This is a genomic window from Pseudomonas sp. LAMO17WK12:I1, from assembly GCF_900177315.1.
Taxonomy (GTDB): domain Bacteria; phylum Pseudomonadota; class Gammaproteobacteria; order Pseudomonadales; family Pseudomonadaceae; genus Aquipseudomonas; species Aquipseudomonas marginalis.
The window spans coordinates 109,970-123,342 of sequence record NZ_FWZV01000008.1 but is presented as its reverse complement, the minus strand read 5'-3'; the positions used below and the strand labels follow the sequence as shown (position 1 = coordinate 123,342).

Genomic DNA, 13,373 nt, shown 5'->3' with positions numbered 1-13,373 from the left:
GGGCAGAAAAGGAGGGCATTCTAACCCAATGGGTTTTAGATGGCATATGAAAGGACATCATGTCGCGGACAAGCGGGGCTCATCTCGGGATGGGCGGTGACTGTGCCGGCCTCATCACACCGCTCAATCGAACATGAACAGCGCATCATTGCTGAACTGCGCCTCGAACCGATTCGCCGGCATCGGCCGCCCGAACAGATACCCCTGCACCTCGTCGCAACCATGCTCGCGCAGGAAGTCCAGCTGCTCATGGGTTTCCACACCTTCGGCAATCACCGCCAGGTTGAGGCTGTGGGCCATGGCGATAATGGCGCGGGCGATTTGCGCATCCTGTTCGCCGGAGGGCAGGCCATCGACGAAGGTGCGGTCGATTTTCAGCACGTCGATGGGGAATTGCTTGAGATAGTTGAGGGACGAATAACCGGTACCGAAGTCGTCCACCGCGATGCTCAGGCCCAGGTTTTTCAGGCTGTCGAGGATGTGCATGGCTTCGTTGACTTCGCGCATCAGGATACTTTCGGTCAGCTCCAGTTCCAGGCACGCCGGCGGCAGGCCGGTGTCCTTGAGGATGGTGGCGATGCGCGTGCCCAGTTGGCCGTCGGAGAACTGCCGCGCAGAGATGTTCACCGAGACTTTCGGCACCCGCACCTTGTTCTGGTGCCAGGTCTTGAGCTGGCGACAGGCTTCGCTGATCACCCAGTCGCCCACGTCCACCACCAGGCCCAGCTCTTCGAGCACCGGAATGAAGTCCCCCGGCGGCACCAGTCCACGGCGTGGGTGGCGCCAGCGCAGCAGCGCCTCGGCACCGGTCAGGCGTTTGCCGTCGCCGCTGAACTGCGGCTGGTAATAGAGCACGAATTCGTCCTGCTCCAGGGCGTGGCGCAGGTCGCTCTCCAGTTCCAGGCGTTCCAGGGCGCTGGCGTTCATATCGGCCTGGTAGAACTGGAAGTTGTTCTTGCCGCGTTCCTTGGCGTGATACATCGCGGTGTCGGCGTTTTTCATCAACTGGCTCAGCTCGTTGCCGTCCTGGGGGCTGAGTGCGATGCCGATACTGGCGGTCACAAAGAACTCGCGACCTTCCAGCACGAAGGGCTTCACCAGGCTGGCGAGGATCTGCTCGGCCACATGGATCGCGCGGTTCAGCGCCATCTCGCGGTTGACCCGCGGTTGCAGCAGCAACGTGAACTCGTCGCCGCCCATGCGTGCCACGGTGTCGTCTTCGGCCACGCAGCCGAGCAGGCGGGTCGCCATTTCCTTGAGCATGCGGTCGCCGGCCGCGTGGCCCAGGGAGTCGTTGATCGGCTTGAAGCGGTCGAGGTCGAGGAACATCAGCACCACCCACGACTTCTGCCGTTCGGCTGATTGCAGCGCGGTGTGCAGGCGGTCCTGGAACAGCGTGCGGTTGGGCAGGTGGGTCAGGGCGTCGTAGTAGGCCAGGCGGTGGATGCGCTGTTCGCTGGCCTTGCGTTCGCTGATATCACTGAAGAAACACACATAACTGGCCAGGTCGCCTTCGTCGTCGAACACCGCCGTAATGCCGACCCAGGCCGGGTAGTGCTCGCCGTTACGGCGCTTGAGCCACACTTCGCCTTCCCAGGTGCTGTGCTGGTGCAATTGCTTGAGCACATAGCGCAGGTGGGCTTCCTGTTGTTCGTCGACGGTGAGCATGTTCGGCAACTGGTCGAGTACGTCACTCACTGCATAACCGCTGACCCGGCTGAACGCCTCGTTGGCCTGCACGATATAACCGGCCGGGTCGGTGATCAGGATCGCCGACGTGGAGTGTTCGAATACGGTGGCGGCCATGCGCAGGTCTTTTTCCGCGCGGCGTTGCTGGCTGATATCGCGGCCCACGCCGAGGACGCCTTCGAAGGCGCCGTGCTCATCCCACACCAGCACCAGGCGCAGCTCGATCGGCACCTTGCGGCCGTCGGCGCGCAGGCAGTCGAACAGGAACAATTGGGTCTGCACTTGATCACGGAGTCTGTTCAGCGCGTCGGGATCGCCCAGCGCCCGGCTGACCTGTTCCAGCAAGCTATAGATGCCGGTCAGTTGCTGGGGGTTGGCGATGATCGACTGCCAGCCGTTCTTGAATACCCAGTCCACGTCGTAACCCAGCACGGCGTTGACCGACGGGCTGATGTAGTTGAGGGCCAGTTGGCTGTCGGTGGAGCAGATCACGTCGCTGATGCTTTCGGCCAGCATGCGGTAGCGCTTTTCGCTGTCGCGCAAGGACTCGCTGGCTTCGATCTGGTCGGTGATGTCCTTGGCCACACCGATGATACGCGTGACTTGCGCCGATTTGTCCCGCGCCAGGGCCTGCTCGCGGATATCAAAGCGCCGCCATTGATTGTTGCGATGGCGAAAGCGCAACTGGCAGTGCAACTGCGTCGCGTAGCCGGCCTGGCGTTGCTGTTGGCGCAAATCGTGGTAATGCTCGGCGTCTTCGGGGTGCAGCAGGATTTCCCAGAAATACTCGCCCATTTGCTGCAGTTCGGCCTTGGTATAGCCGAGGGTGTGGCCCAGATGGTGGTTGCTGAAGATCATGCGCTGGCTGATCACGTCCTGCACATACAAGTGGTCGGGCACGGTACGCACCACGTCCGACCAGAAGCTTTCGCGTTCCACCAGCGACAGTTCGATCAGCTTGCGGCTGGTGATGTCGCTGATGCTGAGGATCACCGCCTTGAAGTCGTCCTGCTGCTCCGGCAGGCGCATCACCATCCAAAGGTACTGTTCGTTGCCGGCCACATCCTTGAGCTGGATTTCCAACTCAAGCTGATTCTGTTGGGTCAGGACCGCTTCGAGTATCTGATGCCCGATGGACGTGGTATTGCGCGGGCAATCATCGATCAGCCGCTCCCACGCTTCCTCGCAGGAGCCCACTCTGAGCAGGCTCACCGCCACCTGGTTGATCTCGGTGATGCGCAGTTCGGTGAGCAACTGCCGGCATTCCTCGGGGGAGGTTTGCAGCCAGGCGTGCAGTTGCTCGCGGGTCTGCAAGTGCACCTTGCCAAAAAATGCATTCAGGCCCGACAGGTCAAGTACGCACAGGGCGACGCCGGTGCCTTCGAAAATATCCTGATACCGACGCCGGCCTTCATGCACCTGGCGCTGGCGGCGACGCATATTCAGCAGCACGATCACGGGGATCAGCGAGAAGGCCAGGCCCAGCAGGCATTTACCGATAAACGCCGGCAGCAGTTGTTCCAGCACGGCTGCGCGGTCGAACATCCCACGCAATTGCCAGTCGCTTTTGCTCAGGGGCGTGACCAGCACGCTTTTATTCAGGTCATCCGGGGTCAGGGCGTCGCCCCATTGCGCCGGCATGCCGCTGTCACGGCTGACCACCCGGTGGTTCAGGCGGTTCTCGATGGCCCACATCGGCCGTTGGACCTGGCTGTCCTGGCGGGTCAGGTTGACCAGGTACTCGGGTGCCAGGCGCAGCGCCCAGTACATCCTTGAGCCGCCGCTGGGCTGGTGCAGCAGCAGATAGATGAGGGTGCCGTCGTTGTTATTGCTCAGGTAGTAGGGTTGGCCGTGGCTGCGCTGCACCAATTCTTCCAGCCAGGCGCTGTCCTGGCTGTCATTGGCGCTGTCGCTGATCATCGCGCCGCTGGGCGCCAGCAGGGCGATACTGCGCAGTTCCGGCAGCGAGCGCTGCAACGTGCGTGTCAAGGCCTGCTGCTGTTCGATGTCGCGCGGCGGCTCGACCATCGGTAGCAGGTTCAGGGCAATTTTTGCGCTCAGGGCCATGTTCAGGCTGATCTGTTCAGCCAGGTCGGCACTGTAGTCGATGGTGTATTGCTGTTGGTTTTTCTGGTTTTGCTGCAACTGGTCCAGCAGTTGCCAGAACAATAATGCGAGCAGCAGGAGGACAAGCGTCGCCAATGCGCCTTTGAGGGTGCCGTGCAGGGGCGTTCCCGGCGCTACATGAGCGGCGCGCAAGGGCGTTGGCGGCGTGACTTTGGACAAGCTGTGATCCTGCGGTTTGGCTGGACTGGCGCGCGACGTGCACTATAAGCCGGACGCCCGAAGGGCGGCTAGCATGCCTTGACTTGTGGCAAAGTGCCAGCCCCGCTTGGCTGGACTGACCAAGCGCATTCAGGTAGCTTTGCCGGTTACGCGGGGGCGTTCCAGCCCCAGACATTCAGGCTTTTTCCGCTCGCTGGCATTGATGATAGTCAACGGCCCGCGCGGCGCATGGCCTGGCACGGGCTTCGCCCGCTTAATTCATCAGTCACTGACGCTAGGTTCACCATGGCTCAATACGTCTTCACCATGCATCGGCTGGGAAAAGTTGTCCCTCCGAAGCGGGAAATCCTGAAAAATATTTCGCTGTCCTTCTTCCCCGGCGCCAAGATCGGCGTGCTCGGCCTCAACGGTTCGGGTAAGTCCACGCTGCTGAAAATCATGGCCGGCGTCGACACCGAGTTCGAAGGCGAAGCCCGCCCGATGCCGGAACTGAACATCGGTTACCTGCCCCAGGAGCCGATCCTGGACCCGACCAAGACCGTGCGTGAAGTGGTCGAAGAAGCCGTCAGCGTGATCAAGGACGCCCAGGCCCGCCTGGACGAGGTCTACGCCGCCTACGCCGAACCGGACGCCGACTTCGACAAGCTGGCCGCTGAACAAGCCAAGCTCGAAGCCATCCTGCAGGCCGGCGACGGTCACAACCTGGAGCGCCAGCTGGAAGTCGCCGCCGATGCACTGCGCCTGCCGGCGTGGGACGCCAAGGTCGAACATCTGTCCGGTGGTGAAAAACGTCGCGTGGCCTTGTGCCGCCTGCTGCTGTCGGCGCCCGACATGCTGCTGCTCGACGAACCGACCAACCACCTGGACGCCGACTCCGTCGCCTGGCTGGAGCACTTCCTGCACGATTTCCCGGGCACCGTGGTTGCGATCACGCACGACCGCTACTTCCTCGACAACGTTGCCGGCTGGATCCTCGAACTCGACCGTGGCGCCGGTATCCCTTACGAGGGCAACTACTCCGGTTGGCTGGAAGCCAAGTCCGACCGTCTGGCCGCCGAATCCAAGCAGCAATCGGCCCACGAAAAAGCCATGAAGGAAGAACTGGAATGGGTGCGCAAAGGCGCCAAGGCCCGCCAGTCCAAATCCAAGGCACGTCTGCAACGCTTCGAAGAAATGCAGTCGCAGGAATTCCAGAAGCGCAGCGAAACCAACGAGATCTACATCCCGGCCGGCCCGCGCCTGGGTGACAAGGTCATCGAGTTCAAGAACGTGTGCAAAGGCTATGGCGACCGCGTGCTGATCGACAACCTGTCGTTCTCCATGCCAAAAGGCGCGATCGTCGGCGTAATTGGTGGTAACGGTGCGGGTAAATCCACCCTGTTCCGCATGCTGATGGGCAAGGAAACGCCGGATTCGGGCAGCATCGAAATCGGCGAAACCGTGCAACTGGCCTGCGTGGACCAGAGCCGCGAAGACCTGGATGGCAGCAAGACTGTGTTCCAGCAAATTTCCGACGGTTCCGACCAGATCCGCATCGGCAACTATGAAATCCCGTCGCGCACCTACGTCGGCCGTTTCAACTTCAAGGGCGGCGACCAGCAGAAGTTCGTCAAGGACCTGTCCGGTGGTGAGCGCGGTCGCTTGCACCTGGCCCTGACCCTGAAAGAGGGCGGCAACGTCCTGCTGCTCGACGAACCGTCCAACGACCTCGACGTTGAAACCCTGCGTTCCCTGGAAGAAGCCCTGCTGGACTTCCCGGGCGCCGCCATTGTGATCTCTCACGATCGGTGGTTCCTTGACCGGGTCGCGACCCACATCCTGGCGTACGAAGACGACTCGCAAGCGGTGTTCTTCGAAGGCAACTACACCGAGTACGAAGCGGACCGTAAAAAACGCCTGGGCGAAGCGGCTGCCCAGCCGCACCGTGTGCGCCACAAAAAACTGGCCTGATCCGGCTGGTGTGAAAAAAGCGGAGCCCTCGGGCTCCGTTTTTTTTGTACATTCTTCCTGACCCACACCGATCAAATGTGGGAGGGGGCTTGCCCCCGATAGCTTTTTCCCTGCTGGTGCATAACCTGCCTTGGCAATCCCCTTTTAAGTGCGATAAATCCCTGTTTCCTGGGTTTATTTATATCTAATGCACCATTTAAATTCACAAAAGCGACATTTTGCCCTGTCGCGGTGCGACATGAATTGATAAAGTCCGGCTCAATCTCATTTAAAAACAATCAATTTGCCGAGACTTTTCATGATCGAATCCGTCGAATCCTTCCTCGCCCGCCTGAAAAAACGCGACCCCGACCAGCCGGAATTCCACCAGGCCGTAGAAGAAGTCCTACGCAGCCTGTGGCCGTTTCTTGAAGCCAATCCCCATTACCTGGCCTCGGGCATCCTGGAGCGCATCTGCGAGCCGGAGCGTGCGATTACCTTTCGGGTGTCGTGGGTGGATGATCACGGCAAGGTCCAGGTCAACCGCGGCTTTCGTATCCAGATGAACAGCGCCATCGGCCCCTACAAGGGCGGCTTGCGTTTCCATCCGTCGGTAAACCTGGGGGTGCTGAAGTTCCTCGCCTTCGAGCAGACCTTCAAGAATTCCCTGACCTCGCTGCCCATGGGCGGCGGCAAGGGCGGCTCGGATTTTGATCCCAAAGGCAAGAGCGATGCCGAAGTCATGCGTTTCTGCCAGGCGTTCATGAGCGAGCTGTACCGCCATATTGGCGCAGACGTGGATGTGCCGGCCGGCGACATCGGCGTGGGCGCCCGTGAGATTGGCTTCCTGTTCGGCCAGTACAAGCGCCTGAGCAACCAATTCACCTCCGTGCTCACCGGCAAGGGCATGACCTACGGCGGCAGCCTGATCCGCCCGGAAGCCACTGGGTTCGGGTGTGTGTACTTCGCCGAAGAAATGCTCAAGCGCGACGGCCAGCGGGTGGAAGGCAAGCGCGTGGCGGTCTCCGGCTCCGGCAACGTCGCCCAATACGCGGCGCGCAAGGTCATGGACCTGGGCGGCAAGGTGATTTCCCTGTCCGACTCCGAAGGCACGCTCTACGCCGAAAGCGGCTTGACCGAGGAACAATGGGCGGCGCTGCTGGAGCTGAAAAACGTGCAGCGCGGGCGCATCAGCGAACTGGCCGGCCGTTACGGCCTGGAATTCCGCGCCGGTAAGACCCCTTGGGAACTGGCCTGCGACATTGCCCTGCCATGCGCTACCCAGAACGAACTCGACGCCGAAGCGGCCCGCACGCTGCTGCGCAACGGCTGCATCTGCGTGGCCGAAGGCGCCAACATGCCGACCACCCTTGAGGCTGTGGATATCTTTATCGAGGCGGGCATCCTGTTTGCGCCGGGCAAGGCATCGAATGCCGGCGGCGTCGCCGTGAGTGGCCTGGAGATGTCGCAGAACGCCATGCGCCTGTTGTGGACCGCCGGTGAAGTGGACAGCAAGCTGCACAACATCATGCAGTCGATCCACCATGCCTGTGTGCACTACGGTGAAGAGAACGGTCGGATCAACTACGTGAAGGGCGCGAACATTGCGGGCTTTGTCAAGGTTGCCGACGCGATGCTGGCCCAGGGCATCGTCTAAGCCTCGGCCTCGATGCGCAGCACCTCGATCAACTGGTCACCGACGGGGCGCTTCCACAGCACCTCGTCACCCACCTGGGCGCCCAGCAAGGCACGGCCCAGGGGCGAGCCCCAGTTGATCAGGCCGGCGCCGGCATCGGCCTGGTCTTCCCCGACCAATTGAATGCGCTGCTGTTCGTCATGCTCATTGGCGAACGTCACCCAGCTGCCGATCTGCACCTTGTCGGTAGACGTAGCGGGTGCCACCACCTGGGCGCTCTGCACGCGCTGGTTGAAGTAGCGCAAATCCCGCTCAAGGTCGGCCTGGCGCTGCTTATCGGCCTGTTCGCCCTTGGCGGACTCGGCGCTGTGGGCGGCCTGTAGCTGCGCAACCTTGGCCTGCAATTGCGCCAACCCCTGGGCGGTCAGGCGATTGGGCTGCTCACTGACCTGGCGCTCCACCGGCTGATCGGCCTGGGCGGCGGCGTTGTCCTCATTTACAAAAGCTCGGCTCATGACGTTCTCCCTCTATGGAGCTTGGGCCATGTTCGCCGCACTTTAGTTTCGATGAATGTCTGAAAGCGACCTATTGCGAGCGATAGGCCCGCGCAGCATCCCGGTTCTTCTCCTGTTGCCAGGCGCGTTCACGGTCATTCCAGTGATTGTCCTTGTAGTCGCGCAGCTCCTCGTTCTCGCGCATGGCCTTGCACTGGCGAAAGCCATCCTCCCAGCCTTCGGCGTAGACCCGGTCTTTCAGGTAACGCGGCACGTTTTTGCGAAACACCCCAGTGATCACCCCCGCCGCCTGGCGGCCGCTGCTGCACCCATCGTCAAAACCATCGGCAAAGGTGGGCGGATAGCCCCGAGCCAGCAATTCCTGATGGGTTGACTGGCAACCCGATAGCCACACCACCGCACACAGCATTACTGCATACCGCCACATTGCTTGCTCCCTGGCCGTTTCACGGCTGATAGGAGAAGTCTAGATAGGGATTTGTCGGGGAGGTGTGAAAGGGGTGTGAGAAAGGTGTGGAGCACGATGAGGTCGGGCGGTGGGCACTGAAACTGTGGCGAGGGCGCTGGCTTCCGTAGGACCGCAAAGCTGCCTCAATGCTGACGGTGGATATTTTTTCGGTAGGAACGCTTCGCTTGGTTCGGTGGCTGCTGCGCAGCCCAGCGGAAGCAAGCTCTTATCAAACTTAAAATAACTCACTGATTTTAAAGAGTTAAAATTTCACACTAAAGTCTTGAGTCTTGCATAAATAATTTCAGGCAAGCGCATTCTTGTGGTGAGCGGGCTTGTCCCGCGTTGGGCTGCGCAGCAGCCCCAAAACCAGGCGCAGAGGAGTGTCTGATACACACATTTGTCTTCATCAGGGGCACTTCGCACCCCAACGCGGGACAAGCCCGCTCGCCACAGATTTCACTCATATTGAATAAGTGTTGCCCGATCTAATCTGGCCTTCAGGCGTAATAGCCCACGGTCCTTTTCAACTGATCGGCGTACTCATAAATCTCATCAATGGATGAGATAGCGTGCCGAGTCTCATTTTTCTCCTCGTCGAATATTCCGAGGTATTTCTGACTTCTGTTGAAGTGAAGGCGACAAATCGGTTTACGGTTGTTGTCGTCCAGCAGGATGCCAAAATAACTTTGGGTGTCTCGTTGGACGATTCTTTTGGCATCGACAACGGAGCGGACGACAGCCCGAACGATGTGATAGCCCTCAAGCTCTTCAAGCGTTGTCAGGATTTTATCTTCTGACTCGTCTCGATCCTGAATGTCGACATTTGTGCTGTTCGCCATGGTCAGTGACGCTACCGTCGGCTGAATGGCGCCGCTCATAGCAGACTTGAGCCGGTCATTGATTTGGTCATTCAGAAACTGAGCTAACGCTTTTCGTGTCAGTTCGAAAAATTGCTCACGGACTTTCTGCGTGATTGCTCCCTCGTAAACGCGGGATGCGAAAAATTTCACGAAGTCGTCTTCAGGTTTACTGACTTGGGCGCCAATAAGCTTCTTTAGCTGGCTGACGTATTTCAACTCTCCCGCAGCATTGATGATTGAGTCGACATCAAAGGCCGACTTTGTAAGCTTTATCAGCTCCGGTACGGAGTACTCATCAATGTCCAGCAAATCTAATTCTAAAAATGGTTTTTCATCCATTTTATTAGGTGCATCCAGGTCGGTGAAAAACCTGTAGACCTGGCCGTTCGTGAGAATTGAGATTCTTGCGCTTGTGACGTGAAAGTATCGAAACAGCTGTGATGCGTGATTAATGCTCAATGACTCGCCGATTTTTTTGCATTCGATGAGTATTTGAACCTCTCCGTTTTTCATAATCGCGTAGTCGATTTTTTCGCCTTTTTTTGTCCCTATGTCGCAGACAAACTCAGGCGTTACCTCCTGTGGATCAAACACGTCGTAACCCAAAACCGTGTTGATAAAAGGCATCACGAAAGCGTTTTTTGTTGCTTCTTCTGTTTGGATGGCGGGGCCCTGCAACCGAACTTTTGCTGCCAGATTGGTGAGCTTTTCAAAAAATTCCATATAAGCCTCTTACCCTATTCGAATCCGTGTATAGATGTGATGGCAAATTGACTGCCATTCGATACTAGACACAAATCCTCACAAAGAAAATGGAGTGAGAGACAGTTTGTTTCGACTGAAAAAAGCTAAAAAATTGCCGAAAATTTCCTGCCTATTTATCAATAGGTTGGAAGCCGAATAGTAATTTGTACTTGCAGGCAAAAGTTTGAAAATTCTGAGTAGGTCAGTTTTACGGATTAGGTTTGTGGCTTTCCTGCTCTCGTCAGGACTGAATGTTCCGCCAATTCCTGCTGGATAAACGCCGCGATCATTGCGCGATAGACCTGCTCGGTCACCTCGGGGTTGGCGCCCACGGTCTGCGCCAGATCCCGCACCTTGGCGATCACCTGCTCGACCCGCTGCGGGGCCTTGACGCCATCGGTGTCTTTTTTGAAGCGTGCCGCCTGGGAGACGTAGCGGCCGCGTTCGGCCAGCAGGGTGACGATTTGCTGGTCGAGGCGGTCGATGTTGTTTCGAACTTCTTCAAGGGTGGTGCAGGTAACGGCCATGTCGAATGAACTCCTGATGGTGCGGGCAATGCTGACAAAAGGTGTTAGTCAGTAGTGATACCACTTCACCTCAAGCATCACTTCATTCACCGGCGTCGACAAGTGGCTGTACTCGCGCTGTGCACTCAGGCGCAGGCCCAGGTTACGGGACAGTTCCCACTGCTGGTTCAGGCTGATGCTGCGCCGCACTTCACCATTGGTGAAGAAATCCCCTTTCGCTTCCAGGCTCAAATTGCCCAGCGGGTTTTTCCACAGCACGCCGGTATTGAACCCGGCCGCGGGAGAGATGGCTTCGTTGAAGTCGTTGTTGTGTTCCACGCGCACGGTGCCGAGGGCGAAGCCGAGCATATCGTCGCGCAGTTGCCAGGTGCCGCCGGCGCCGCCGTTGACGTGGGCGACCAGGGTTTCGTCGTCGTGTTTACCGGGCACCCGCTCCAGGCCGCCGGTAACTTGCCAGGACCACGGCTGCAGCAAGGCGTTGCGCGGGGTCAGGGAGCGGATGGTGGCCAGGTCCAGTTGCTGCAGTTGCCAGTGGTTGCCTTCGTACTGGCGCAGTTTCATCTGCAGGATTTCGATCTGGGCGCCAAGAGGGAAGCCTTCGGCGTTGTCGTTGAGGTCGTGGTAGGCCATGCGCAGGCCGTATTCGCCGAAGGCCTTGTCGCCACGGGTGCCGATGCCGGCTTGCCAGGTGCGCGATTCATGGCCGTTTTCGGGCAGGCCGGGGGGCGTGATCGTCAGGTCGGGCGCGGGGTTCTGGTTGATCGCGCGCAGCAGTTCGAAGCTGCGTTGGGAGCGCGCGGTGTCGCGCTCGAGGCCATTGGCACGGTAGCGGCCCAGGCGGTAGGCGGCGTCGATGATCAGCGCCTGGCGGTCGCGAGGCAATGCTTTGAAGGCTGGCGCCTGCAATTGCTGCTGGTCGTCGCTGACTTTCAGCACCCATTGCTGTTCGTCGCTGTCGAGCGGCTTGGCACGCTCCAGCAACTCGCGCTCGCGGGAGGGACGGTAGTCGATCTTTTCCACCAGTCCCGCGTCCTTCACGGCCTTGACCGTGTCGGTGGGGATCGCGGTGAGCGGGAATTGCTCGGTCAGGCGTAGGCCGGGGCGCGCCACTTGCAGCAGTTCCAGCAGGCGATAGGAGCAGTTTTCATCGAAGAAGAAGTAGTCGAACTGGATCTGCTTGAGCTCCCACACGTGCTCGACCATGCGCTCGGTCTCGACCTGGGTGAGGTTGAGGCGGTATTCCCACAGGTCGCGGTTTTCGAGGCTGCGGTATTCGGAGAGTTTTTCCTGGTAGGGCACCAGGGCGAACAGGCCGGGGTAGCCGCCCATCAGGCCTTTCCAGGCGTACAGGATGCTGTTGTCCGAGCCTTCGATATAGGCGCCGAAGTTGATCGCGTAGCTGAGCAGTGCGGTCTTGTTGCTCTGCACGTCGGCCTGGTCGATACGCAGCAGGGTGTGACCGAACATCGACGACGGGCTGTTGAGGTAGGCCGCCGGGAAGATCATCACCGCGCTATGGGGGGCGACGTCCTTGAACCATTGCTTGAATTCCTTGCAGTCCACGGCGGGCAGGTCAGTGAGGTGCAACTGATCCTTGAGCCAGCGGGTACGTGCGGGGTAAACGCATTGGGCGTGTTTTTCACCCAGGCTGGCCGGAGCGTAAAGCGCTTCAACGGTGGCCTTGAGTTCTGCATCCGGGTGGTGGGCGCCATCGGCGGCGAGGAAGAATTTCTTTTCACTGACATAGCTGCGCCAGCCACTGACTTTGCCGGCTTCGTAATGGCCCAGAGAAAGCCAGAACGGATCATTGGCCAGTTGCTGCAAACGTTGATCATCAAGATGCGGTGCCGCGTACAGCGGGGCGCAGGCAAAGAGTGCCATCCAGGCAAAGCGTTTGAGCATAGGGGCAACTTAAGTCGGAAATTAGAGAGACCCAAGGAGAGGCGGGTCCAAAAATAAAACCCGCGCCTGGGTAGGCGCGGGCAGGACGAGCTTAAGCCTGGGTAGCGTATTTCGCCAGACGGGCATCGCCTTTCAGTACAGCCAGGGTGTTGTTGTGCACGTCTTCAGCGGTCACATCGGCCTTGCTGAAGATTTGCTGGAAGTGTTCGTGAGCCACGGCAGCGAAGTGCTCGCGATCTTCCGGAGCAACACCCAGTACCACGGCGTAGGTGGTCAGTGCTTCGCCATTACCCTTGGCCATGTCTTCGGACAGCTCGTTCATCATGCCATTCATGGCAATCCAGGACTTGCCGCCGTAGGTCAGCGCGCTGTTGGTGCTGCAACCGTTGGTGCCCGAGGTCATGCCGAAGGTGGCGTTACCCGAAGTACCGTTGGTGGTGGAAGCCAGGAAGTGAGCTGGAGTACCGCGCTGGCCTTCGAACAACATGTTGCCCCAACCGCAGTTCGGGCCACCTGGTGCTTCAGCCATTGCATTGAGGGAGACGACGGTGAAGAGAGTACCGAGAAGGATCCGTTTCATAGCTTTGTTCTCTTTGTGTGCAAACCAATGGACAAGGGTTCAGGCACTTCATAGCGCCCTAGGGATCGGTTATTAGTCCAACCCGCGCAGTTTGGAGTTTAGGCACGTTCCAAGGGTTCCGTGTGTTTTTATAAAACAATCAGCAATGTCGCGATTTTTTTTGCAGGGCGCCTCCCGTGTCCAGGGTTTCCCAACGGCGCGCCTTGCCAGAGCGCGCAACAGGGAGCCAGAATGCCGTCATCTGCCCCGCCTGA

At 59.1% G+C, this 13,373-nt stretch carries 9 protein-coding genes; 2 read left to right on the top strand and 7 right to left on the bottom strand.

All coding sequences use genetic code 11. The features are described from left to right. Positions 1-123: 123 nt before the first annotated feature. The gene (locus tag B9N88_RS16805; RefSeq protein WP_027605319.1) at positions 124-3,975 is read right to left on the bottom strand and encodes a bifunctional diguanylate cyclase/phosphodiesterase; all 3,852 of its coding nucleotides are present in this window, start codon (positions 3,973-3,975) and stop codon (positions 124-126) included. Positions 3,976-4,260: 285 nt separating this feature from the next. Between B9N88_RS16805 and ettA the strand changes: the two genes are divergently transcribed. After that, positions 4,261-5,925, top strand: a complete 1,665-nt coding sequence (gene ettA / locus B9N88_RS16800; protein WP_027605320.1) for an energy-dependent translational throttle protein EttA — start codon at positions 4,261-4,263, stop codon at positions 5,923-5,925. Between the two features lie 298 nt (positions 5,926-6,223). Beyond that, a complete protein-coding gene (gene gdhA, locus B9N88_RS16795; protein WP_027605321.1) occupies positions 6,224-7,561 on the top strand; it encodes an NADP-specific glutamate dehydrogenase in 1,338 nt (445 codons plus the stop codon). Here gdhA and B9N88_RS16790 read toward each other — a convergent pair. The 6 genes from B9N88_RS16790 to B9N88_RS16765 form a co-directional block, all read right to left on the bottom strand. Beyond that, the gene (locus B9N88_RS16790; RefSeq protein ID WP_027605322.1) at positions 7,558-8,055 is read right to left on the bottom strand and encodes a GreA/GreB family elongation factor; all 498 of its coding nucleotides are present in this window, start codon (positions 8,053-8,055) and stop codon (positions 7,558-7,560) included. The genes gdhA and B9N88_RS16790 overlap by 4 nt on opposite strands. A 70-nt stretch (positions 8,056-8,125) precedes the next feature. After that, positions 8,126-8,482, bottom strand: coding sequence for a hypothetical protein (locus B9N88_RS16785; protein ID WP_027605323.1), 357 nt, complete (start codon positions 8,480-8,482; stop codon positions 8,126-8,128). A 521-nt stretch (positions 8,483-9,003) separates the two neighbouring features. Continuing rightward, positions 9,004-10,089 (bottom strand): type I restriction endonuclease, encoded by a 1,086-nt coding sequence (locus tag B9N88_RS16780; RefSeq protein ID WP_027605324.1) that lies wholly within the window; start codon positions 10,087-10,089, stop codon positions 9,004-9,006. Between the two features lie 236 nt (positions 10,090-10,325). Continuing rightward, entirely contained in the window at positions 10,326-10,637 is a 312-nt protein-coding gene (locus B9N88_RS16775) for a chorismate mutase (RefSeq protein WP_027605325.1), read from the bottom strand. 48 nt (positions 10,638-10,685) lie between these two features. Beyond that, on the bottom strand, positions 10,686-12,539 hold the full coding sequence (locus B9N88_RS16770) for an Lnb N-terminal periplasmic domain-containing protein (protein ID WP_027605326.1): 1,854 nt from the start codon (positions 12,537-12,539) through the stop codon (positions 10,686-10,688). 91 nt (positions 12,540-12,630) lie between these two features. Further along, on the bottom strand, positions 12,631-13,119 hold the full coding sequence (locus B9N88_RS16765; RefSeq protein WP_027605327.1) for a DUF3015 domain-containing protein: 489 nt from the start codon (positions 13,117-13,119) through the stop codon (positions 12,631-12,633). Positions 13,120-13,373: the final 254 nt, after the last annotated feature.

Bases quoted from the DNA above. Each gene is read 5' to 3' on its own strand.
- ettA (WP_027605320.1), top strand. From the start codon at position 4,261: ATGGCTCAATACGTCTTCACCATGCATCGGCTGGGAAAAGTTGTCCCT.
- gdhA (WP_027605321.1), top strand. From the start codon at position 6,224: ATGATCGAATCCGTCGAATCCTTCCTCGCCCGCCTGAAAAAACGCGAC.
- B9N88_RS16790 (WP_027605322.1), bottom strand. From the start codon at position 8,055: ATGAGCCGAGCTTTTGTAAATGAGGACAACGCCGCCGCCCAGGCCGAT.
- B9N88_RS16785 (WP_027605323.1), bottom strand. From the start codon at position 8,482: ATGTGGCGGTATGCAGTAATGCTGTGTGCGGTGGTGTGGCTATCGGGT.
- B9N88_RS16780 (WP_027605324.1), bottom strand. From the start codon at position 10,089: ATGGAATTTTTTGAAAAGCTCACCAATCTGGCAGCAAAAGTTCGGTTG.
- B9N88_RS16775 (WP_027605325.1), bottom strand. From the start codon at position 10,637: ATGGCCGTTACCTGCACCACCCTTGAAGAAGTTCGAAACAACATCGAC.
- B9N88_RS16770 (WP_027605326.1), bottom strand. From the start codon at position 12,539: ATGCTCAAACGCTTTGCCTGGATGGCACTCTTTGCCTGCGCCCCGCTG.
- B9N88_RS16765 (WP_027605327.1), bottom strand. From the start codon at position 13,119: ATGAAACGGATCCTTCTCGGTACTCTCTTCACCGTCGTCTCCCTCAAT.